The sequence below is a fragment of the Bradyrhizobium erythrophlei genome, assembly GCF_900129505.1.
GTDB classification, from domain to species: domain Bacteria; phylum Pseudomonadota; class Alphaproteobacteria; order Rhizobiales; family Xanthobacteraceae; genus Bradyrhizobium; species Bradyrhizobium erythrophlei_D.
This window is the reverse complement of record NZ_LT670818.1, coordinates 1,926,270-1,948,093: the sequence shown is the minus strand read 5'-3', so window position 1 is coordinate 1,948,093 and position 21,824 is coordinate 1,926,270. Positions and strand designations below refer to the sequence as shown.

The 21,824-nt window shown below is 64.2% G+C and carries 18 protein-coding genes; 4 read left to right on the top strand and 14 right to left on the bottom strand.

Translation table 11 applies throughout. The features are described from left to right. The first annotated feature begins 122 nt into the window (after positions 1-122). A complete protein-coding gene (fabI, locus tag B5525_RS09115) occupies positions 123-929 on the top strand; it encodes an enoyl-ACP reductase FabI (RefSeq protein ID WP_079565706.1) in 807 nt (268 codons plus the stop codon). Positions 930-1,085: 156 nt separating this feature from the next. Here the strand turns inward: fabI and B5525_RS09110 are convergent, their stop codons facing one another. The 4 genes from B5525_RS09110 to B5525_RS09095 all read right to left on the bottom strand — a co-directional run bounded on the left by B5525_RS09110 (position 1,086) and on the right by B5525_RS09095 (position 5,569). Then, positions 1,086-1,691 (bottom strand): glutathione S-transferase family protein, encoded by a 606-nt coding sequence (locus tag B5525_RS09110; RefSeq protein ID WP_079565705.1) that lies wholly within the window; start codon positions 1,689-1,691, stop codon positions 1,086-1,088. Further along, a complete protein-coding gene (locus tag B5525_RS09105) occupies positions 1,688-2,152 on the bottom strand; it encodes a GNAT family N-acetyltransferase (RefSeq protein WP_079573128.1) in 465 nt (154 codons plus the stop codon). The genes B5525_RS09110 and B5525_RS09105 overlap by 4 nt, the downstream gene beginning before the upstream one ends. 153 nt (positions 2,153-2,305) lie before the next feature. Next, positions 2,306-4,471, bottom strand: coding sequence for a catalase/peroxidase HPI (gene katG, locus B5525_RS09100; protein WP_079565704.1), 2,166 nt, complete (start codon positions 4,469-4,471; stop codon positions 2,306-2,308). Between the two features lie 345 nt (positions 4,472-4,816). After that, positions 4,817-5,569: an MIP/aquaporin family protein gene (locus B5525_RS09095; protein WP_079565703.1), complete on the bottom strand. Its 753-nt coding sequence runs from the start codon at positions 5,567-5,569 to the stop codon at positions 4,817-4,819. Positions 5,570-5,727: 158 nt separating this feature from the next. Between B5525_RS09095 and B5525_RS09090 the strand changes: the two genes are divergently transcribed. Further along, positions 5,728-6,666, top strand: coding sequence for a LysR substrate-binding domain-containing protein (locus tag B5525_RS09090; protein WP_079565702.1), 939 nt, complete (start codon positions 5,728-5,730; stop codon positions 6,664-6,666). A gap of 225 nt (positions 6,667-6,891) precedes the next feature. Here B5525_RS09090 and pnp read toward each other — a convergent pair whose 3' ends face one another. The 8 genes from pnp to rimP all read right to left on the bottom strand — a co-directional run bounded on the left by pnp (position 6,892) and on the right by rimP (position 17,264). Further along, complete coding sequence (gene pnp / locus B5525_RS09085) at positions 6,892-9,045, bottom strand: polyribonucleotide nucleotidyltransferase (RefSeq protein WP_079565701.1); 2,154 nt, start codon at positions 9,043-9,045, stop codon at positions 6,892-6,894. Positions 9,046-9,422: 377 nt separating this feature from the next. Next, entirely contained in the window at positions 9,423-9,692 is a 270-nt protein-coding gene (gene rpsO / locus B5525_RS09080) for a 30S ribosomal protein S15 (protein ID WP_079540211.1), read from the bottom strand. 2 nt (positions 9,693-9,694) lie between these two features. After that, a complete protein-coding gene (truB, locus tag B5525_RS09075; protein ID WP_079565700.1) occupies positions 9,695-10,804 on the bottom strand; it encodes a tRNA pseudouridine(55) synthase TruB in 1,110 nt (369 codons plus the stop codon). Next, positions 10,804-11,217: a 30S ribosome-binding factor RbfA gene (gene rbfA / locus B5525_RS09070; RefSeq protein WP_079565699.1), complete on the bottom strand. Its 414-nt coding sequence runs from the start codon at positions 11,215-11,217 to the stop codon at positions 10,804-10,806. The genes truB and rbfA overlap by 1 nt, the downstream gene beginning before the upstream one ends. A 180-nt stretch (positions 11,218-11,397) precedes the next feature. After that, a complete protein-coding gene (infB, locus tag B5525_RS09065) occupies positions 11,398-14,025 on the bottom strand; it encodes a translation initiation factor IF-2 (protein WP_079565698.1) in 2,628 nt (875 codons plus the stop codon). A 19-nt stretch (positions 14,026-14,044) separates the two neighbouring features. Then, a complete protein-coding gene (locus B5525_RS09060) occupies positions 14,045-14,770 on the bottom strand; it encodes an RNA-binding protein (RefSeq protein ID WP_079565697.1) in 726 nt (241 codons plus the stop codon). Positions 14,771-14,872: 102 nt separating this feature from the next. Next, positions 14,873-16,492, bottom strand: coding sequence for a transcription termination factor NusA (gene nusA / locus B5525_RS09055; RefSeq protein WP_079565696.1), 1,620 nt, complete (start codon positions 16,490-16,492; stop codon positions 14,873-14,875). 4 nt (positions 16,493-16,496) lie between these two features. Continuing rightward, positions 16,497-17,264, bottom strand: coding sequence for a ribosome maturation factor RimP (gene rimP / locus B5525_RS09050; protein ID WP_079565695.1), 768 nt, complete (start codon positions 17,262-17,264; stop codon positions 16,497-16,499). 363 nt (positions 17,265-17,627) lie between these two features. Between rimP and B5525_RS09045 the strand changes: the two genes are divergently transcribed. Continuing rightward, positions 17,628-18,710 carry a DUF2336 domain-containing protein gene (locus B5525_RS09045; RefSeq protein WP_079565694.1) on the top strand — a complete coding sequence of 361 codons (1,083 nt, stop codon included), beginning with the start codon at positions 17,628-17,630 and terminating at the stop codon, positions 18,708-18,710. Between the two features lie 110 nt (positions 18,711-18,820). Further along, on the top strand, positions 18,821-19,669 hold the full coding sequence (locus B5525_RS09040; protein ID WP_079565693.1) for a phytanoyl-CoA dioxygenase family protein: 849 nt from the start codon (positions 18,821-18,823) through the stop codon (positions 19,667-19,669). 165 nt (positions 19,670-19,834) lie between these two features. Here B5525_RS09040 and trmB read toward each other — a convergent pair whose 3' ends face one another. Together trmB and B5525_RS09030 are read right to left on the bottom strand one after the other, a co-directional pair. Continuing rightward, the gene (gene trmB / locus B5525_RS09035; RefSeq protein ID WP_079565692.1) at positions 19,835-20,578 is read right to left on the bottom strand and encodes a tRNA (guanosine(46)-N7)-methyltransferase TrmB; all 744 of its coding nucleotides are present in this window, start codon (positions 20,576-20,578) and stop codon (positions 19,835-19,837) included. Beyond that, positions 20,575-21,720 (bottom strand): M20 family metallopeptidase, encoded by a 1,146-nt coding sequence (locus tag B5525_RS09030; protein ID WP_079565691.1) that lies wholly within the window; start codon positions 21,718-21,720, stop codon positions 20,575-20,577. The genes trmB and B5525_RS09030 overlap by 4 nt, the downstream gene beginning before the upstream one ends. Positions 21,721-21,824 lie beyond the last annotated feature (104 nt).

Genomic DNA, 21,824 nt, shown 5'->3' with positions numbered 1-21,824 from the left:
GCCCGCTTTTGCGGGGCATCCGATATTCCGCGGACTCGTCAATCATCGCAACGTTTCGTAATACTGGATCGCCCGCTCAGGCGGGCGGTGATAATATCGGGAATGAGTGGAGCAGGGCGAGCATGCAGGACCTGATGAAGGGCAAGCGCGGGCTGATCATGGGCGTCGCCAATGATCATTCGATCGCCTGGGGCATCGCCAAGGCGGTCGCGGCGCAGGGCGCGGAGCTTGCGTTTACCTATCAGGGCGACGCGCAAGCCAAGCGCGTCAAGCCGCTCGCCCAGTCGCTCGGTTTTGAAGCCGTGCTGCCTTGCGATGTCGAGGATATCGCCAGCGTCGATTCCGTATTCGAAGCTCTGCGCGCGAAATGGGGGCGGCTGGATTTTCTGGTCCATGCCATCGGCTTTACCGACAAGAACGAATTGCGCGGCCGCTACGCCGACACCACGCGCGAGAATTTCTCGCGTACCATGCTGATCTCCTGCTTCTCCTTTACCGAGGTGGCCAAACGCGCCGCCGAGCTGATGCCGCCCTCCGGCGGCGCGATGATCACGCTGACCTTCGGCGCCTCGATGCGGGCGATGCCGAACTACAACGTCATGGGGGTCGCCAAAGCCGCGCTGGAGGCCTCGACGCGCTACCTCGCCGCGGATTTCGGTCCGCGCGGCATCCGCGTCAACGCGATTTCGGCGGGGCCGGTGCGGACGCTCGCGGGCGCCGTGATCGGCGACTCCCGCGCGATGTTTGCCTTTATGCAAAAGCATTCGCCGCTCGGCCGCGGCGTGACCCTGGATGAACTGGGCGGCTCGGCGCTGTATCTGTTGTCGGATTTGTCCGGCGGCGTTACCGGCGAGGTCCACTACGTCGATTCCGGCTACAACATCGTCCTGATGCCGCGACCGGAACATCTGAAGGATACCGCGGACTAACTGTTGCGCCTGTAAAGTGCGCACTGCGCTGCCCACAACAAGCCGTCATACTCCGCGAAAGCGGAGTATCCAGTACGCCGCGGCTTTCGATATACCACGGGCCTTTCGGAATACTGGATCGCCCGGTCAAGCCGGGGCGACGACAGTCGGTTTTGCTCACGCCTTCTCACCCGCCGCGAGCACGCTCGCGCGCTGGAACGCCGGCCGCGCCGCGCAGCGGTCGATGTAGCGGTCGAATGACGGCCGCGCCGGCACCATCTTGAACAGCCGCACCGCGAAGTTCAGCCCCGATCCGATCGCGATGTCGGCGGCCGAGAAGCTCTCGCCGAGGATCCACGGCCCTTTTTCGAGGGCGGCGTCGAGCACGTCGAACACACGCTGCGCGTCGCCCCAGCCGGCGGCTACCGGATTCATCTCGATCTTGGTCGCGACCTGCACCATGGCCGGCTCGACGCAGCCGGGTGCGAAGAAAAGCCAGTAGAGATATTTGGCGCGCAAGGGGTCGCCGACCGGCGGCGCCAGCCGGGCGTCGGGGCAGCGCTCGGCGACATAGGCGCAGATCGCCGCGGCCTCCGCCAGCGTCGCCTCGCCGTCCCTTAGCGCCGGTACCTTGCCCATCGGATTGATGGCGAGATAATCCGGCGTCTTCTGCGCGCCTGTCGAAATGTCGGTCAGCACCCGCTCGTAGGGCTGTCCGGTTTCTTCCATCAGCCAAAGTGCCGAAAACGAGCGGGAGCGGGGCGACCAGTAGAGCTTCATCATCGGGCGGTGTTCCTCTTGTTCCAGCGGTAATATTTCATGACAAATCCGGTCATGGGTTCTACCGCTTCCTTTTCGAACACAAAACCCTCGCGCTCGTACCAGCGCCAGGCTTTTTCGTTCTCGCGCACACAGCGCAGCCAGATTTCGTCGGCCAGATGCTGCCGGGTGAAGGTGAGAAGTTGCCTGCCGATGTTGCGGCCCTGATATTCCGGGGCGACGAACAACTGGTCGAGGTAGAGATCGCGGAGATGCAGCGCCAGCATCGCGGCGATCGCGCCGTTATCGTCGGCGACGTACAGGCTCCAGCCCTTCTCGATCTCCTGCGGAACGCGCGCGCGCAATTTCGCCAGCAGGAAATTGCTGGCATCCTCGAGCCCGGTGGAAGCCCAGCTGTTCATCCAGACCCGGGCGATCTCGTCATATTCGTCCGGCCGGGCGGAGCGGATGGTCGGCGGTGTCATCGAGCGGGATCCTTGCCATTCGGCGGCGCGTGCTTGACGCGCGAATCGGAACGACGGGAACAAGAAAAAACCCCCGCGATATTATCGCAGAGGTTTCCTCGGCTTCAATCGAAAGCGGACCGTTTTTTCCGGTCCGCTTCGAAAAGATGGAGATCAGGCAAGATCGAAGCGATCGGCATTCATTACCTTGGTCCATGCCGCCACGAAGTCCTTCGCAAACTTCTCCTTCGCGTCCGCGCAGGCATAGACTTCCGCGAGAGCCCGGAGCTGCGAGTGCGAGCCGAAGATCAGGTCGACACGGGAGCCGGTCCACTTCACCGCCTTCGTCTTGCGGTCGCGGCCCTCGTACTCGCCATCGGAGCCCGCCGGCTGCCACTCCGTGCTCATGTCGAGCAGGTTGACGAAGAAGTCGTTCGTCAGCGTCCCGGGCCGCTTGGTGAAGACGCCGTGCTTCGGGTTGCCGGCATTGGCGCCGAGCACGCGCAGGCCGCCGACGAGCACCGTCATCTCGGGTCCCGTCAGCGTCATCAGTTGCGCCCGGTCCACCAGGGCCTCCTCCGGCTTCATGAACTGCCGCTTGCCGCCGATATAGTTGCGGAAGCCGTCAGCGCGCGGTTCGAGCGGCGCGAAGGAGGCGGCGTCAGTCTGTTCCTGCGATGCGTCCATGCGGCCGGGCGTGAACGGGACCGTCACGGTCAGGCCGGCATCCTTCGCCGCCTTCTCGATGGCGGCGCTGCCGCCGAGAACGATCAGGTCGGCGAGCGACACTTTCTTGCCGAACTCCTTCTGGATTGCTTCGAGCTTCGAGAGCACCTTCGCCAGTTCAGGCGGATTGTTCACGTCCCAATCCTTCTGGGGCGCGAGGCGAATGCGTGCACCGTTGGCACCGCCGCGCTTGTCGGAGCCGCGGAACGTCGAGGCCGACGCCCAGGCGGTCGAGACGAGCTGCGGAACGGACAGGCCCGATGCGAGGATTTTCGCTTTCAGGGCCGCGATATCCTGCTCCCCGATCAGCGGATGATCCAACGCGGGGATCGGATCCTGCCATATCAGCGATTCCTTCGGCACCAGCTTGCCGCGATAGCGCACGATCGGCCCCATGTCGCGGTGCGTGAGCTTGAACCAGGCGCGGGCAAAAGCGTCCGCGAACTGGTCCGGATGTTCGTAGAAGCGCCGCGAGATCTTCTCGTAGGCCGGGTCGAGGCGCAACGCGAGGTCCGTGGTCAGCATGGTCGGAACATGCTTCTTCGACTTGTCGTACGCGTCGGGGACGGTGGCCTCAGCGCCTTTCGCCTTCCACTGGTTTGCGCCGGCCGGGCTCTTGGTCAGTTCCCATTCGTACTTGAACAGGTTCTCGAAGAAATGGTTGCTCCATTTCGTCGGTGTTTGCGACCAGGTCACTTCCGGGCCACCGGTGATGGCGTCGGCGCCGAAGCCGCTGCCGTACTTGCTCTTCCAGCCGAGGCCCTGATCCTCGATCGCCGCGCCTTCCGGCTCGGCGCCGATCAGCGATGGATCGCCGGCACCGTGGGTCTTGCCGAAAGTGTGACCGCCGGCGATCAGCGCCACGGTCTCTTCGTCGTTCATCGCCATGCGGAAGAAGGTTTCGCGAATGTCCGTTGCTGAAGCAAGCGGATCCGGATTGCCGTTCGGGCCTTCCGGATTGACGTAGATCAGGCCCATCTGCACCGCGCCGAGCGGTTCCGCCAGCTGACGCTCGCCGCTGTAACGTTCGTCGCCCAGCCACGTGCCCTCCGGACCCCAATAGAGTTCTTCGGGCTCCCATACATCGGCGCGGCCGCCGGCAAAGCCGAACGTCTTGAAGCCCATCGATTCTAGGGCGACGTTGCCGGTGAGAACCATCAGGTCGGCCCAGGAAATTTTGCGGCCATATTTCTGCTTGATCGGCCACAGCAGGCGGCGTGCCTTGTCGAGGTTGGCGTTATCCGGCCAAGAGTTGAGCGGTGCGAAGCGCTGCTGGCCGGCGCCGGCGCCGCCGCGACCGTCGGTGATACGGTACGTACCGGCGCTATGCCACGCCATGCGGATGAACAGTCCGCCATAGTGACCGAAGTCGGCAGGCCACCACTCCTGCGAGTCCGTCATCAAGGCACGCAGGTCCTTGATCACGGCGTCGAGGTCGAGGCTCTCGAATTCCTTGGCATAGTCGAACGCTTCGCCCATTGGATCGGCTGCGGGCGCGTTCGCATGGAGCACTCCGATATCGAGGTGCTCTGGCCACCAGTCGCGGTTGCTGTGTCCGCGGGTGCCGCCGGTGATCGGGCATTTGCCCGCGCTGTCGTCAGTTTTTGCGTCCATGTTTGTCTCCGATCGTCTTCTGTAATTTTCTTCGAGTTGTTCCGCCTGGAACTACTCTGACTTTCTTTTGCGACCCGTTGCCGACAGGAGCCAGCGGCAATCAGCCACGGCTGTCATTCCTTCGGGCAGGTAGTGGCAGGGCGCATTTGACCAAAAGGGGGCCCGCAGACGAACTGATCTGGATCAACCATGTCAGTCGGGATCCGCCGGCGGTGCCTCTCGCCAAATTCGCTGTAACACCACTTTGGAAGATATCGAAGATCAGGTCCAGTCTAATTGTCTTCGGTCTCCGATAAGTTTATCTGATCGAGAATGAACCCTTTCAGCGAGTCTTGGGGGCCGACGCTATTCAGCCGCTTCCGGGGCCGGCTGAGATTGAGCAGCGAGACGGCTGAGCCCGACATGAACCAGCGCCGCGACGATGCCGCCCACCAGTGGAGCCGCAATGTAAAGCCAGGCCTCGCTGAAATTGCCGGTCGCGATCATCGGACCCAGCGCGCGCGCCGGATTGAAAACGCCGCCCGTCAGTTCCCCTCCCATGATGATGTTGAGGCTGACGGTCATGCCAATAGCGAGCGGCGCGAAATTGCCCGCCCGTCCGGCGATGGCCGTGCTGAGCACCACGGTTACAAGAAAGAAAGCGAGCACGGCTTCGATCACGAAGCCATCCGCGGGCAGCACCGTAAGCGTGGTCGTGCCGAGTGCGAGACCATGGGCGAGCGCGGGCCTGCCGAGACCGGTGGACACGCCGCCCAACACGATCCGCAGCAGCATTGCCCCGGCCACGCCGCCAAGCACCTGGCTGACAACGTAGCCGGTTGCCCTGCCGGCGCGCATGGCACCTGCGGCAAGCACGCCGACCGTGACAGCCGGGTTGAAGTGACCACCGGATACTTCGCCATAGGCGTAGGCGAACACCATGATGGTCAGCCCGTGCGCGAGCGCAATCGCGCCGATGCCGCCGATGCCGGCAGCGTCGCCGACAACGGCCGCCGCACCGGCGCCGATGAACACGAATGCGAAAGTGCCGATGAATTCCACGAGCAATTTGGGCGAGAGTTCGTCAGCGGTGGTCGTTTGAGCGGGACGATTAGTCATTGGTTACCTTCTCTCCATCTTCATCCGTCGCCCCACCCGGTCGTCCGCTCCGGGACCGGTGCGAACACATCGGTAGATAGCGAGAAGCATCGCGACGCAAATCCCTGTAACACCCATGTGACTCATCACACTCAGGCGATGAGAGGAATGTTTTCGGCATGATCACGCTCAGACAGCTGCGCTATCTCTCCGCGCTCGCCAAGCATGGCCATTTCGGTCGCGCGGCCGAGGCCTGCGCCGTGACCCAGCCTGCGCTCTCGATGCAGATTCGCGACCTCGAGCGAACGCTCGGGGTCGCGGTGGTGGAGCGACGGCCGGGCGATGTGATGCTGACCGATGTGGGCCGCGAGATCGCCCGCCGCGGCGAGGACATTCTCAGCGCCTCGCGCGACCTGGTCGACTTCGCCCGCCATCGCAGCGGCCTGCTGACGGGGCGGCTGACGCTCGGGGTGATTCCTTCGCTGGCGCCCTATCTGCTGCCGCGCATTCTGCCGACCCTGCAGAGCCGGTTCCCGGACCTGCGGCTTGAACTGCGGGAGACCCAGACCAGACAGCTCGTCGAAGACATCAAGAGCGGCGCACTCGATGCCGCGATGCTGGCATTGCCGCTGGGCGAGCCGGACATCGATACCATCGCCTTGTTCGAGGATCTGTTTCTGCTCGCAGTGCCTGCCGATGATCCGCGCCCGGCAAGTGTGTGCGTCGCAGCCTCGGATATCGATCAAAGCCGCCTGATCCTGCTCGAAGACGGCCACTGCCTGCGCGATCAGGCGCTGGCGTTCTGTGCAAGCGCCGCGCGCGGGCGAAACGGCGGCGCCGGCGGCACGGCGTTCGGCGCCTCCAGCCTCACCACGGTGATGCAGATGGTCGCGGGCGGTTACGGCGTGACGCTGATTCCGCAGATCGCGGCCGACGTCGAGCGGCGCGACGACCGCGTCAAATTGCTGCGCCTGGAAAATCCGCAACCCGGCCGCAGCATTGGCCTCGCCTTCCGCCGCACCTCGCCGCGCAAGGCGGATTTCGCGGCGCTGGGCGAGGTGGTGAAGCAGAGCACGGGTGCTGCGCCTGTGGCAGAGAATCAAAAGCGGCGCGGATAACCTAAGGCTGTCATACCCGCCACCGGGTCTCGCCTTCGGCGAGCCCGATGACAGGCTCCGGCGGGTATCCAGTACGCCGCCGCCTATCGATTTTATCATGGCCGTCTCTGGAATACTGGATCATCCGCTTTCGCGGATGATGACCGGTGAGAATGCCGATGCCCTGCACAAAAACAAAAGGGCGGCCCTTCGGCCGCCCTTCGTTGATCCTGATTCCTGCGAGACCTACTCGCCGGCGGCTTCGCGCGCCGGGGCCTCGGCCTTCTGCTTGGCCTCGAGATCCTCGCCGGTCACCTGATCGACCGCCTTCATCGACAGGCGCGTCTTGCCGCGATCGTCGAAGCCAAGCAGCTTGACCTTGACCTTGTCGCCTTCCTTGACGACGTCGGAGGTCTTCTGGACGCGGCTGCCCGAGAGCTGGCTGATGTGGACGAGACCGTCCTTGGCGCCGAAGAAGTTAACGAACGCGCCGAACTCCATCACCTTGACCACGGTGCCGTCGTAGATCTGGCCGAGCTCCGGATCGGAGGCGATCGACTTGATCCACTTGATCGCGGCCTTGATCGATTCGCCGTCGGCGGAAGCGACCTTCACGGTGCCGTCGTCGTCGATATTGACCTTGGCGCCGGTCTTTTCCACGATCTCGCGGATCACCTTGCCGCCGGTGCCGATCACTTCGCGGATCTTGTCGGTCGGGATCTTGAAGGTCTCGATGCGCGGCGCATATTCGCCGAGCTCGGCGCGTGCCGCGGTCAGCGCCTTGGACATTTCGCCGAGGATGTGGATGCGCCCATCCTTGGCCTGGCCGAGCGCGACCTTCATGATCTCCTCGGTGATGCCGGCGATCTTGATGTCCATCTGCAGCGAGGTGATGCCCGTTTCAGTGCCCGCCACCTTGAAGTCCATGTCGCCGAGATGATCCTCGTCGCCGAGGATGTCCGACAGCACCGCGAAGCGGCTGCCCTCGAGAATGAGGCCCATGGCGATGCCCGCCGTCGGCCGTTTCAGGGGAACGCCCGCATCCATCAGCGCCAACGAGGCGCCGCAGACCGACGCCATCGACGACGATCCGTTCGACTCGGTGATCTCGGAGACCACGCGCACCGTGTAAGGGAATTCGTGATGCGGCGGCAGCACCGGGTGGATCGCGCGCCAGGCCAGCTTGCCGTGGCCGATCTCGCGGCGCTTCGTGCCGCCCATGCGTCCGGTTTCACCGACCGAGTAGGGAGGGAAGTTGTAGTGCAGCAGGAACGTCTCTTTGTACGTTCCCGACAGCGCGTCGATGTACTGCTCGTCCTCGCCGGTGCCGAGCGTGGTCACGACCATCGCTTGCGTCTCGCCGCGGGTGAACAAAGCCGAGCCATGGGCGCGGGGCAACACGCCGACTTCGGCGATGATGTTGCGCACGGTCTTGGAATCGCGGCCGTCGATGCGCTTGCCGGTGTCGAGAATGTTCCAGCGAACGATCTTGGCTTCAAGCTCCTTGAACACGGCGGCGATGCGGAGCTTGTCGTATTTCGGCTCCTGGCCTTCCGGGAAATAGTGCGCCATCACCTTTTCCTTGGCCTTGCCGACCGCGGCGTAGCGGTCCTGCTTGACCGGGATCGCATAGGCAGCGCGCAGATCGGTCTCGATCAGCCCGAGGATTTCCTTCTCGAGCACGCTCTCGTCGACGATCTTGACTTCGCGCGGCTCCTTGGCGGCCTTCTCGGCCAGCTCGATGATCGCGCTGATCACCGGCTGGAAGTGCCGGTGGCCGAACATCACGGCGCCGAGCATGATCTCTTCGTTGAGTTCCTTGGCTTCCGATTCCACCATCAGCACGGCGTCGGCGGTGCCGGCGACGACGAGATCGAGCTGGGTTTCGACCATCTCGTCGAGCGTGGGGTTGAGCACGTACTCGTCGTTGATGAAGCCGACGCGGGCGGCACCGATCGGACCCTTGAACGGGGCGCCCGACAGGGTCAGCGCCGCGGACGCCGCCACCAGCGCCAGGATGTCGGGATCGTTCTCCATGTCGTGCGACAGCGTCGTCACGATCACCTGGGTTTCGTTGCGCCAACCATCGACGAACAGCGGACGGATCGGGCGGTCGATCAGGCGGGAGACCAGCGTCTCCTTCTCGGTGGGACGGCCTTCGCGCTTGAAATAGCCGCCGGGAATGCGGCCCGCGGCGTAGGTCTTTTCCTGATAGTCGACGGTCAGCGGCAGGAAGTCGACGCCCTCGCGGGGCGTTTTGGCGGCAACGACGGTAGCGAGCACGACGGTCTCGCCATAGGTCGCGAGCACGGCGCCGTCGGCCTGACGGGCGATCTTTCCGGTTTCAAGCCTGAGGGGACGTCCACCCCAGTCGATCTCGACTGAATGAATATTGAACATTGCGGTCTTCTTTCATGGTTTCACGAAAGGCGTGAAAGGCCGGCACAAAAAAACCATGCGCAAGATTGCGGGACGCTGACCGCAATGCGAAATCAGCGTCCTGCGATCCTGCCATGGTCTTGATGTGCTGGATGGCCTTCATCCTTCCGGTGTGTTGCGGGCCAAGGCTAGCAGCCTTCAACCCGCGCGACGGGCACCTTGCCCGTCATCGTCCAGTCGCCGGAGTGCTGCTGGACGACCTCTGTTTGGGCATGATCCCGTTTCGAAAACGCGTCGAGGATCATGCCCGGATGCGCATGGCCTGCCCGAAAGGCGAAGAAACTGCCGTTCGAAAACCATGCGCAACAACGCGCGCGACATGCGCGCGTACTTTCAACTCAACGACGAATGTTGTGCTTTTCGAGCAGCGCCTTGTAACGCGCCTCGTCCTTCTTCTTGATGTAATCGAGAAGCGAACGGCGCGTCGACACGAGCTTCAGGAGGCCACGCCGCGAATGGTTGTCCTTCACGTGGGTCTTGAAGTGCCCGGTCAGGTTGTTGATGCGTTCCGACAGGATCGCGACCTGGACCTCGGGCGAGCCGGTGTCGCCGGCCTTGTTGGCATTCGTCTTGATGACTTCCGCTTTGCGTTCGGCGGTAATCGACATCGTCAAACACTTTCATTGTTGCGAGCCGGACTGGCAGTCAGTCCGTTCAGGTTGAACACGCGCTTGGGGATGAGTTCGCCATTGCCAATTTCGGCGAGGGCCAGAAGCCGGCCTGCCACCGTGACATAGACTGTGCCGCTACTATTGGGCGCATCCCGTCCGCGCAACAAAACGGCCTGGCCCCGATGGAGCCTTGCCGCATCAGCCCGTGTGACGGCCAGTGCCGGGATGTCGTCCAGCGCGGTCTCAACGGGCAAAAGCGCGTCGGCGAGGCTGCCCTCGCCAGACGCGGCTCTATCGCACAAAGCCTCCAGTTGTTCCAGCGGAATCATGTCCTTCTCGCCGAATGGGCCGACCAGGGTCCGCCGCAGCGCGCAGATATGGCCGTAGCAGCCGAGCAGCCGGCCGATATCGCGCGCCAGCGCCCGCACGTAGGTTCCCTTGCCGCACTCGGCCTCGAACACCGAATGGCTACTATCTGGTTGTTCTACAAGGGTTAATTCGTGAATCTCGACCGGCCTTGGCTTCAGGTCGACGGTCTCTCCATCGCGCGCCAAATCATAGGCCCGCTCGCCCTGGACCTTGATGGCGGAATATTGCGGCGGGATCTGCTCGATCAGGCCGGTAAAGCGCGGCAACAGCTCCTGGATCGTCTCGGCCGACGGCCTGAGCTCGTTGGTTTTGACCGCCCGGCCCTCGGTATCGTCGGTATCGCGTTCCTCGCCCCAGGCGACCGTAAAGCGGTAGCGCTTGCGGCCGTCCATCACGAAGGGAACCGTCTTGGTGGCCTCGCCGAGCGCAATCGGTAGCCCGCCGGAGGCCAGCGGATCGAGCGTGCCGGCGTGGCCGGCGCGCTTGGCCTGGAACAGCCGCTTCACCACCGCGACCGCCTGTGTCGAGGTCATGCCGATCGGTTTGTCGAGCACCACCCAGCCGTGAACGTCGCGCTTGTCGCGCCGGGGCTGATTCTGCCGCGCCTGCTTGCCGCCGCGCTGGCCCTGATCGCGCGGATCGTTGTTGGGGCGGCGCGCCTCGACAAAATTATTTTTTTCGGCCTCGTGCGAATCGGCATTTGGCGGCTCGAACGCGCTGTTGGCGGTGGTCACGATCATCAGGATTTGTCCGAATCTGGTTCGAGGTCTCTTTGCACCGCAGGTGTTCTCAGTAATTTCTCTATTCGTTCCGCTTCGTCGAATCGTTCGTCAACGCGGAAGCGAATATCAGGCGCAAATTTTAAGTTAACGCGGTGCGCGATCTCGCCGCGCAGGAACTTCTTGTTGCGCTCCAGTGCCGCGATCACGATGTCCGTATCGCGGCCGCCGAGCGGCATGACGTAGATGGTCGCAAGCTTGAGGTCCGGCGACATCCGCACCTCGGGCACCGTGACGATGTGACCCTCGAGTTCCGGATCATGCACGCTGCCCTGGGAGAGAATATCTGCGATCGCGTGACGCACGGTTTCGCCGACGCGCAACTGACGCTGCGAGCCGCCGGGGGCAGAGTCCTTCTTGTGGTGGCTGGGCATTGGGGTCCTTCGAAAACAATTCGTCATGGCCGGGCAGAAGCGCGTCTTCGCGCGGGATGTCCCGGCCATCCACGTCTTACTCGTTGCTGAATTTCGCAAGACGCGGATGCCCGGCATTAAAGCCGGGCATGACGTCGAACTATCTCGATATTCCTTCTGACGAAGCCCTAAGGTTCAAACTTAAAGGCTGCGCTGGATCGTCTCCACGCGATAACACTCGATGATGTCGCCGACGCGCATGTCGCCGTAATTCTCGAACGCCATGCCGCATTCCTGGCCGGACTGCACTTCCTTCACTTCGTCCTTGAACCGCTTCAGCGTCGACAGCTTGCCTTCGTGCACGACGACATTGTCGCGAATCAGGCGGACGTTGGCGCCGCGTTCCACGGTGCCGTCGGTGACGCGGCAGCCCGCGACCTTGCCGACCTTGGAAATGTTGAAGACTTCCAGGATCTGGGCGTTGCCGAGCATGGTTTCGCGCAGCGTCGGCGCGAGCAGGCCGCTCATCGCCTTCTTCACGTCATCCACGAGGTCGTAGATGATGTTGTAATAGCGGATCTCGATGCCGTTGCGCTTGGCCGCGGCCGCGGCTTCCTTGTGGGCGCGGACGTTGAAGCCGATGATGGCGGCATTGAAGCCTTCCGCCAGCGTCACGTCGGATTCCGAGATGCCGCCGACGCCGGCATGCAGGATGCGGGCGGCGACTTCGTCGGTGCCGAGCTTTTCCAGCGAGCCGAGGATCGCTTCCAGCGAGCCCTGCACGTCGGCCTTGACGATCAGCGGGAAGTCCTTGCGGCCCGAGGTCTTGAGCTGCGACATCATCTGCTCGAGCGAGCCGCGCATGCCGGAAATAGAGGCGGCGGCGTTCTCGCGCTTCTGATGGGCGCGGTAGCTGGTGACTTCGCGGGCGCGCGCTTCGCTGTCGACCACGGCCAGACGGTCGCCGGCTTCCGGCGGGCCGTTGAAGCCGAGTACCTCGACCGGCACCGAAGGTCCGGCCTCGTCGATGGTGGCGCCCTGATCGTTGATCAGCGCACGCACGCGGCCCATCTCGGCGCCGGCGACGATGATGTCGCCCACCCTCAAGGTGCCGCGCTGCACCAGCACGGTCGCGACCGGACCGCGGCCGCGATCGAGCTTGGCTTCGATCACGGTGCCTTCGGCGGGGCGCGACGCATTGGTCTTGAGGTCGAGCAGTTCGGCCTGCAGCGCGATCATTTCCAGGAGCTTGTCGAGATTGGTCTTGTTCTTGGCGGAGACCTCGACGTCAACAACGTCGCCGCCGAGCGATTCGACCTGCACCTCGTGCTGCAGCAGTTCGGTGCGCACGCGGTCGGGCCGGGCGTCCGGCTTGTCGATCTTGTTGATCGCCACGATCATCGGAACCTTCGCCGCCTTGGCGTGATGGATCGCCTCGATTGTCTGCGGCATGACGCCGTCGTCGGCCGCGACCACCAGGATCACGATGTCGGTCACCTTGGCGCCGCGGGCGCGCATCGCGGTGAACGCGGCATGGCCCGGGGTGTCGATGAAGGTGATCTTCTTGCCGCTTTCCGGCGAGGTCACCTGATAGGCGCCGATATGCTGGGTGATGCCGCCGGCTTCGCCCGAGACCACGTTAGCGTGGCGCAGCGCGTCGAGCAGCGAGGTCTTGCCGTGGTCGACATGGCCCATCACGGTCACGACCGGCGAACGCGGCTCGGTGTCGGTGGAATCGTCGACGACGTCGAACAGGCCTTCCTCGACGTCCGACGCGGCCACGCGCTTGACGGTATGACCCAGTTCCTCGGCGATCAGCTGCGCGGTGTCGGCGTCGATCACGTCGGTGATCTTGTGCATCGCGCCCTGCTTCATCAGCAGGCGGATGACGTCGACCGCGCGCTCCGACATGCGGTTGGCGAGTTCCTGGATGTTGATGGCTTCCGGAATCACCACTTCGCGGATCAGCTTTTCCTTGGGCTCGTTCGAGGCATGGCCCTTCAGGCGCTGGGTGCGGCGGCGGAACGAGGCGATCGAGCGCTCGCGCACGTCATCGGCGTTGAGCGCGGTGACCAGCGTCAGGCGTCCGCGCTGCTTCTGCGGCGCGGGCTTGGCGGTCGTCTTCGGGGGAACCACCGGGCGTACGGCGCCGCCGGGACCACGGCGGATCTGGCGCGGACCTTCATCCTCGTCGGTGATGTCGGCGGCGATGCCGGGGGCGCGCGCGGCGGGCAGCGCGGCGCGGGCCGCGACGGCCGTCTTGGCGGCCTCGGCTTCGCCGAAGCGTTTCTTGGCTTCGACTTCGGCCTTGCGCTTGGCTTCCTCGTCCTGGCGATGGCGTTCTTCCTCGGCCTTGCGGCGGGCCTCGGCGGCTTCGCGCTCGGCCTGCTCGATGCCTTCCTTGCTGTTGCGGCGCTTGGCTTCCTCTTCGGCCAGCCGGCGCTCTTCGAACTCGCGGGCCTTGGCGTCGGCAAGCGCGCTGGCGCGGGCCGAGCGCTCATCCTCGGTCAGGGTACGCAGGACCACGCCGGAACCGCCGCGCGAGGCAGAAGGCTGCGGTGCCGCGGGACGGGCGAGCGGCGCCTTGGGGGCGGGAGCGGCAGGTGCTGCGGGTGCGGCCTTGGCAACGATCGCAGGCTCCGGCGCATGCGTTTCCGTTGCGGGTCCATCGCCGCCGACGCGGCGCTTGCCGCGCTTTTCAACCACGACCTGCTTGGTGCGGCCGTGGCTGAAGCTCTGCTTGACGGTGCCCGTCTCGACCCGCGGCTTCAGCGTCAGGGTCTTGTTCGGAACACTCAGTTTCCTGTCGCCAGGCGTTTTATCGACCATTCAGCAGTCCTAATCCTGTTTACGTCGTGCGTGTCCGCACAGTCTCTATCGGCGAATTCTGGGCCGCATTACCGGCTGTCTTGTCGGCGTCCGCCATCCGGTATCGGACCAGGATATGGCTGCGTGACAGGAACGTTTTGCTCGCCGGGCCAGCGAGCAGGGCAGCATGTATCACATTTGACCGCCCCAGTGCCAAATCCAATTGTTCGGAGGTCAGCGCCGTGACGACCGGAATAAGGTTCGATTCATCGTTAATCCCGGCATTTTGCCGGAGCACGGCATCCAGTTTCCGGATTCCGTCGGCCGCGCCGTCCGAGGCATGGATCAGCGCCCCGATCGAAGCCCGCGTCTGCCGCGACCTGATTGTATCGTCGACCTTGCCGAAGCCCGAAACCACCTGGCCGGCCTTGGCGGCCATGGCCAGCGCCTCGATGGTGCTGCGCACCAGCAGGGCCTCGGTGTCGGTGGCAAGCGTCGGTGAAACGCGGACTTCGCGCTTGAATCCCTTACTGAATTGGTGACGCCGCACGGCTTCCGCAACCGTCTGGCGCGAGGCTGCGACCCACAGGCCGCGACCGGGAAGCTTGCGTTTCAGATCCGGGATCACCTCGCCCGAGGGCGCGACCACAAAGCGGATCAGCTCGTCGATCGGCCGCACCTGCCGCGTGACCGCGCACATCCGTGACCTCGCGGACCTGTCGGTCCGCGGTCCGTTGTCGAGATCGGGGTCGGCGATAGCAAGCATGCGGGCGACACGGCTCCTGTCATTTGCGCGTTACGGTCGCGCAAAACCGGTGTTCCACCCTCGGATCGGGTCCGAGGGCAAGCTTTTTGCGCGACGCGCGCATCAAACCGGCTGACCTTCGGGGGTCTCGGCCCCGGTCTCCTCGGGTTTCTTGGCCAGATCGGCTTCGGTGATCCAGCCGGCGAGGACCCGCGCCTGCATGATCATGTTCTCGGCGTCGTCGCGCGAGATTTCGTTGGCGTCGAGAATGCCGGGGTGCTTGGTCGGCTCGCCGCCTTCCTTGCGCTCGGTCCAGCCGACCAGGTCGTCGGTGGCGCATCCGGCCAGATCCTCGACCGTCTTGATGTCGTTCTCGCCGAATTTCACCAGCATCTTCGAGGTCACGCCGGGCACCGTCTTCAAAGCGTCTTCCACACCGAGCTCCTTACGTTTGTTTTCGAGCTCGCTTTCGAGCTGTTCCAGATATTCGCGGGCCCGGCTTTGCAGCTCGTTGGCGGTTTCCTCGTCGAAGCCTTCGATACCGGCCAGTTCCTTGGCGTCGACCATCGCCAGTTCCTCTACCGAGGTGAAGCCTTCCGACGCCAGCAATTGGCCGACCACTTCGTCGACGTTCAACGCTTCCATGAACACGCGCGTCGAGTTCTCGAAGTCGGCCTGGCGACGCTCGGATTCTTCCTGTTCGGTCAGGATGTCGATGTCCCAGCCGGTCAGCTGCGAGGCCAGACGCACGTTCTGGCCGCGCCGGCCGATCGCCAGCGACAGCTGGTTGTTGGTGTCGGGAACCACGACTTCGATCCGCTCGCGGTCCTCGTCGATCACGACCTTGGCGACCTCGGCGGGCGCCAGCGCGTTGACGACGAAGGTCGCGATGTCGGGCGACCATGGAATGATGTCGATCTTCTCGCCCTGCAGCTCGTTGACCACCGCCTGCACGCGCGAGCCGCGCATGCCGACGCAGGCGCCGACCGGGTCGACCGACGAATCCCGGGAAATCACCCCGATTTTCGCGCGCGAGCCGGGGTCACGGGCCACCGCCTTGATCTCGACGATGCCGTCATAGATTTCCGGAACTTCCTGCGCGAACAGTTTCGCCATGAATTGCGGATGGGTGCGGGACAGGAAGATCTGCGGTCCCCTGGTCTCGCGCCGCACGTCGAAAATATAGGCGCGGACGCGGTCACCGTTGCGGAACACCTCGCGCGGCAGCATCTCGTCGCGGCGGATGATGGCTTCGCCGCGGCCGAGATCGACGATGACGCTGCCGTATTCGACGCGCTTGACGATGCCGTTGACGATGTCGCCGATGCGGTCCTTGAATTCCTGATACTGCCGGTCGCGCTCGGCCTCGCGCACCTTCTGCACGATCACCTGCTTGGCCGATTGCGCGGCGATGCGGCCATATTCCAGCGGCGGCAGGGTGTCGGCGATGGTGTCGCCGATTTGCGCGCCGGGATTGGCGCGGCGGGCATCTTCCAGCGAAATCTGGTTCGCGGAGTTTTCCACCTGGTCGACCACCAGCATGTGGCGCGACAGCCGCAATTCGCCCTTCTTGGCGTCGATCTCGGCGTGCACGTCGGTTTCGCTGCCGTAGCGGGCGCGCGCCGCCTTGGCGATGGCGTCTTCCATCGCCGCGATCACGATGCCGCGGTCAATCGATTTCTCGCGCGCGACCGCGTCTGCGATCTGCAGCAGTTCGAGTTTGTTGGCGCTGACAGCTGCCATGGCTTTAGTCTCCTCTCGTGGGATCGGTGTCGCCCCGGCGCAGTCGTTCTGCGGCGAGGCGGTGTTCCTTGGTATTCTTCGGGGTGGGCTTGTTCGGCTTCAATTTCGGCTTCGGTTTGTTGCTCTTGGCAGGATCGCTTTTCCTGGCATGGGGCGGCGGGGGCGGCTCGATCCCGAGCGACTGGCGCAGCTCGCGTTCCGCGGCCTTGCCGCGCCGCATCGATTCCGCGATCAGATCGTCGGTCAGAACCAGCCTGGCGTCGGCGATATCTTCCATTACCAGCAGAACATCGACATCTTCGCCCGAACGTATGTCATCGCGATGTAAGCGCACCGCGTCGCCTTCGACGCCGGCGAGCGTGCCGCGGAACCGCTTGCGGCCGCCATGCGCGACCGCCATCTCGATCTTCACGAGATGGCCGGCGTAACGCTCGAAATCGGAGCGGCGCACCAGCGGCCGGTCGATCCCGGGCGAGGAAATCTCCAGCCGGTAGGCCCGGTCGATCGGGTCGGCGACGTCGAGTACCGGCGACAGCGCCTTTGAAATCGCTTCGCAATCCTCGATCTGCATCGATCCGTCCGGCCGTTCCGCCATGATCTGGACGGTGCAGCCGCTTTCGCCCGATATCTTGATCCGGACCAGCCGGTAACCCATTCCCTGCAGCACCGGACCCGCGATCGCCGACACCCGCGCCGCAGCACCGGGCTCGACGACGAGGCGCGGCTCGGCCAGCAGTTCGGTGTCAAGGGAACCAGCAGTTGGATCGGTCATATCCAGTGTCAAAACTTGCCTTTAGGCGGTCTTTGGGGCGGTCTAGCTTGCATCGGGTTGGGCCGGGCCTTGAACACGGTCCGACCGGGCTGCCCGAGCCGGGCACAGCGGTCGCATTCCCGGGCTCGTTCAGGTAATAAAAAAGAGCGGGTCCCGGGGGGCCCACTCTCAATACGCGATCGTATGAGAACGATAAGATGCGGCTGATATAGCGGTTTTTCCCCGATCCGACAAGGCCCGCGAGGCCTCGAAGCAGGGATTTTACGGGCCATTTCGTCCGCTTTCAAACCTAACCCTTCGTTCACCAGGCCGACCTAGATTGTCGCTCAAAGCCCGTCGTTCCGGCGGGTTTGAGTAGTGTTCATGACGGTTGCTACCTCGCTGATTCCCGGGCTCGAAGAGATACTCAAGCAGGGCGATCCCGGGCGCCTTGCCGAGGCCGCACGCGGGATCGCCGAGCTGTTTCTGCAGGGGGCTGCGAACCTGCGGCCCGACCATGTCGATCTGTTCGACGAAATTCTGATCGATCTCGTCCCGCACACCGAAACCGCCGCGCGCGCCGACCTGGCCGAACGGCTGTCGGTGCTCCGCAATGCGCCACGCGCGCTGGTCGGCCAGCTCGCGCGCGAGGACGAAATCCTGATCGCGGGCCCGCTGCTGCGCCGGTCGCCGCTGCTCGATGAGGCCGCCCTGGTCGAAATCGCGCGCCTCCAGGGCCAGGGCCATCTATTGGCGATGTCGGAACGGGCAACGCTTTCTCCCGATCTCACCGAAATCATCGTTCGCCGCGGCGACCGCGATGTGGTCAGGCGCGCCGCCGGCAATGCGGGCGCGCAATTTTCGCCAACCGGATATTCCGCACTGATCAAGCGCGCGAGCCGTGACGGCGTCCTGACGCTCACCGTGGGCCAGCGCGACGATCTCTCGGACCAGCGGCTAAGGGATCTCCTGGAAGGATCGGCCGACATCGTCCGGCGTCGCCTGCTCGAGGTGGTCAAGCCCGGCAGGCAGGCCGCGATCACCCGGGCGATAAGCGAGATCTCCGGCGTCGTCGAGGTGGTCGAGAGCCGCCGCGACTTTGCGCCGGCGCAGCGCGCGATTCTGGCGCTGCATCGCGCCGGCGGGTTGAATGAAGCAGCCCTGTTCGGCTTTGCCAAAGCCTACAAATACGAGGAAGCGGTGGCGGCGCTATCGGCGATGTCGGGGGTCAAGATCGCAACGCTCGACCACCTGATCGCCGGAGACCGCTACGATCCGATCCTGATTGTCGGCAAGAGTATCGACCTTGAATGGGCAACGGTGCGCGCCCTGATCCTGCTCCGGTTGGGGCCCAGCCGGGTGGCGTCGCCGGCCGACATCGAAAGCGCGCGGGTGAATTTCGCCCGCCTGATGCCCTCGACCGCGGAGCGGGTGGTCGGCTTCTGGCAGACCAAGCAATCGGCGTGAGTTGTTTCGCCTGTCGCAATGCCGATGGGCACCGATCCCTTCACAAATACCGCGGGAGACGGCTAAGCTGATCTCAAAGGCGCGGATACAGCGCCATCGGGGAGATCGAAATGCTGACGGACGCCGACATTCAACTGCATGCCGACAAGATCCGTGACGACGGATACACGGTGATCGAGCGCGCCGCCGATCCCGCCCTCGTCGAAGGATTGAAGCAGGCGCTGGAGCGGACCGAGCGCGAGCACGGCCTCGGCTACGCCAAGACGTCGTTCGAGGGTTTCAAGACCGTCCGCATCAACAATCTTCTGACCTATGACGAGATTTTCTGGGAAGTGCCGCTGCACTGGAATGTGCTGCCGATCGTGGAGCGCGTGCTCGACAAGGAGTGCCTGTTGTCGTCGTTCTGCTCGCTGGTGCTCGGCCCGGGCCAGGAGGCGCAACCGATCCACGAGGACACGCAACTGATTCCGCTGCCGCGTCCGCACATCCCGATCACGCTGAATGCGATCTGGGCGCTGTCGGACTTCAGGGATGACAACGGGGCGACAAGGATCATCCCGGCAAGCCATAAATACGATTCCTCGCCCGAATACGGCAGGGATTACGCTGCCGTCACCGCGACGATGCCGGCGGGCAGCGTGATGCTGTTCGACGGCGCGCTCTGGCATGGCGGCGGCGCCAACACCTCAGACGCCAGGCGCTTTGCATTTTCCTGCGCTTATTGCTGGGGCTGGATGCGGCAGCAGGAAAACCTGCAGCTCGGCATCCCCCGGGAGACCGCGACGCGGTTTCCGCGCCGCCTGCAGGAATTATGCGGCTACAGCGTCTACAAGGGACAGTTCGGCCACATCGACAATCGCGATCCGATCGAGCTGTTGGGCCGCGAGCGCGGCAAGCGCATGGTGTGGGAAGCCACCGACGCCAGCAAGGCGCGGATGGGCGAGGCGGCGAAGCAGTAGCGACGGTTCGTCTTCTTCTGAAGTAACGTCAAGTGCAACCTCCTCATGGTGAGAAGGCGCCCTTGCGCCGTCTCGAACCATGAGGCCCGTGATCGCTCATGCTTCGAGACGCGGCCAACGGGTCCGCGCAAAGCGCGGCCCGATGATAAACTCCGTCGACGCTCCTCAGGACGAGGTCCTGCGAAATCTCAGATACGCCGCCTTGCGCCCTTCGCGCTCGGCCTTGGCGCCGTAGCGCGTCATCGTGTAGTCGGCCCAAGGCTCGCGCCAGTCGGCGGCCCGTTCGGCGGTCCAGGCAAAGTCGGGCGAGCGGGCTAGATGCGCCAAGGTCCAGGCGCAGTAATCGTCGATATCGCTGACGAAACGAAACTCGCCGCCCGGCTTCAGCGCGCGCGCCATGGCGGCCACCGTCGTGTCCTGCACGAAGCGCCGTTTCCAGTGCCGCCGCTTCGGCCAGGGGTCCGGATGGATCAGGTCGATCCGGTTCAGCGCGCGCGGCGGCGCCCATGCCAACAACTCGGCGGCGTCGCCGGCGAACAGGCGGATGTTGGCTGTCTTGTTGGCCTCGATCTGGGTCAGAATCTTCGCCATGCCGTTGACATAGGGTTCGCAGCCGATGAAGCCGGCAGCGGGAAAGGCGCGCGCTTCCGCGATCAGATGTTCACCGCCCCCGAATCCGATTTCGAGCCTGACGCCGTCGGCCGGCGGATCGAACAGGAACGCAAGATCGGGCGGGCTTTTTCCGCTGATATCGAGCGCAAGGCGCGGCAGCAGATGTTCGATCAGCTCGGCCTGGTGCGCGCGGAGCTTGTGGCCCTTGCGGCGGCCGAAGAACGAGCCCTGCGGATGAAGCGCGCCATCGTCGGACGATACATCGCGCTCCGCCGGATCCTTGTCGGCGACGCTCATCGCAGCGTCTGATACAGCCGATGCAGCAGCCGCGCCCTCGGCTCGATCGACGAAATGTACATCTGCTCGTAATGGGTATGCGCGCCCTTGCCGTCGACGCCGAGCCCGTCGAGGGTTGCGGTATGTGGCGCGGTGAAATTACCGTCGGAGCCGCCGCCGGTCGACGTATCCACCAGATCGAAGCCGATTTCCGCGGCCAGCGTCTTGGCGTATTCGTAAAGTGCGGCGCCGGCATTGCCCTTCTCGTAGGGCGGACGGTTCAATTCGCCGACGACTTTCACGGTAACACCTTCGCTGCGCGATTTCAGATTGAGAATCCTGGGAACGAGTTCGTCGGCGTCCGCGATGGTGGGCACGCGCATGTCGACCTCGGCATAGGCCTCCTCGGCAATGACGTTGGGCTTGGTGCCGCCCCTGACCACGCCGACATTGACGGTGACGCCGCGCTCCGGATCGTTCATGGCCTCCAGCGTCTGGATGATGTTGCCGAGTTCGCGGATCGCGCTGCGGCCGTCCCCGGGCCGCGTGCCGGCATGCGCCGGGACGCCTTTGACATAAACCTCGAAGCGCGCGACGCCCTTGCGCCCGGTGACGATTTTTCCGCCGTCGCGGGCGGGCTCGGTCACCAGCACATATTTTGCCCGGCGCCCCTCGGCTTCGATCAGCGCGCGCGAGGTTGGGCTGCCGATCTCCTCGTCGGAGACGTAGAGCTGGGTCACCCCGAGCGGCGAACGCGCATCACTCGCGCAGAGCTGCCGGAACGCGTGATAGGCCAGATAGGCGCCGCCCTTCATGTCGTAGATACCGGGCCCGAAGGCGCTGTCACCCTCGATCTTGAACGGCAGACGCTCGATGAAGCCCATGGGATGAACCGTATCGAGATGACTCAGAATCAGGATGCCCGGCGCATCCTGTCCCCAAGTCGAACGGGCCACCAGATGATCGCCGCAGCCGGAGTGTCCGGCGACGCGCTCGATGGTGGCGGGGAGGTCGCGATAGCCGTCCGCGACCAGGTCGGCCAGCCTGTTGACCTGCGCGGGCGCTTCGGTCGGCGTCTCGATCTCAACCCAGCGGCGGATGCCGTCGAGGATGGCCAGGGAATCGAACGGATTGGAATCGAAGGGATTGGCGGTCGTCAGCATGTGGATGGCTCGCGCTTGTCGTTCCGGGATGCGCCATTTTTGGCGCGAACCCGGAATCTGAATGGCCCGGATTTGCGCTAAGGCGCGCTTGACGACATATGACA

Bases quoted from the DNA above. Each gene is read 5' to 3' on its own strand.
- rpsO (WP_079540211.1), bottom strand. From the start codon at position 9,692: ATGTCGATTACCGCCGAACGCAAAGCGGAAGTCATCAAGACGAATGCC.
- pnp (WP_079565701.1), bottom strand. From the start codon at position 9,045: ATGTTCAATATTCATTCAGTCGAGATCGACTGGGGTGGACGTCCCCTC.
- nusA (WP_079565696.1), bottom strand. From the start codon at position 16,492: ATGGCAGCTGTCAGCGCCAACAAACTCGAACTGCTGCAGATCGCAGAC.
- B5525_RS09040 (WP_079565693.1), top strand. From the start codon at position 18,821: ATGCTGACGGACGCCGACATTCAACTGCATGCCGACAAGATCCGTGAC.
- rimP (WP_079565695.1), bottom strand. From the start codon at position 17,264: ATGACCGATCCAACTGCTGGTTCCCTTGACACCGAACTGCTGGCCGAG.
- infB (WP_079565698.1), bottom strand. From the start codon at position 14,025: ATGGTCGATAAAACGCCTGGCGACAGGAAACTGAGTGTTCCGAACAAG.
- truB (WP_079565700.1), bottom strand. From the start codon at position 10,804: ATGATCGTGACCACCGCCAACAGCGCGTTCGAGCCGCCAAATGCCGAT.
- B5525_RS09110 (WP_079565705.1), bottom strand. From the start codon at position 1,691: ATGATGAAGCTCTACTGGTCGCCCCGCTCCCGCTCGTTTTCGGCACTT.
- B5525_RS09105 (WP_079573128.1), bottom strand. From the start codon at position 2,152: ATGACACCGCCGACCATCCGCTCCGCCCGGCCGGACGAATATGACGAG.
- B5525_RS09030 (WP_079565691.1), bottom strand. From the start codon at position 21,720: ATGCTGACGACCGCCAATCCCTTCGATTCCAATCCGTTCGATTCCCTG.
- fabI (WP_079565706.1), top strand. From the start codon at position 123: ATGCAGGACCTGATGAAGGGCAAGCGCGGGCTGATCATGGGCGTCGCC.
- katG (WP_079565704.1), bottom strand. From the start codon at position 4,471: ATGGACGCAAAAACTGACGACAGCGCGGGCAAATGCCCGATCACCGGC.
- B5525_RS09095 (WP_079565703.1), bottom strand. From the start codon at position 5,569: ATGACTAATCGTCCCGCTCAAACGACCACCGCTGACGAACTCTCGCCC.
- B5525_RS09045 (WP_079565694.1), top strand. From the start codon at position 17,628: ATGACGGTTGCTACCTCGCTGATTCCCGGGCTCGAAGAGATACTCAAG.
- B5525_RS09060 (WP_079565697.1), bottom strand. From the start codon at position 14,770: ATGCTTGCTATCGCCGACCCCGATCTCGACAACGGACCGCGGACCGAC.
- B5525_RS09090 (WP_079565702.1), top strand. From the start codon at position 5,728: ATGATCACGCTCAGACAGCTGCGCTATCTCTCCGCGCTCGCCAAGCAT.
- rbfA (WP_079565699.1), bottom strand. From the start codon at position 11,217: ATGCCCAGCCACCACAAGAAGGACTCTGCCCCCGGCGGCTCGCAGCGT.
- trmB (WP_079565692.1), bottom strand. From the start codon at position 20,578: ATGAGCGTCGCCGACAAGGATCCGGCGGAGCGCGATGTATCGTCCGAC.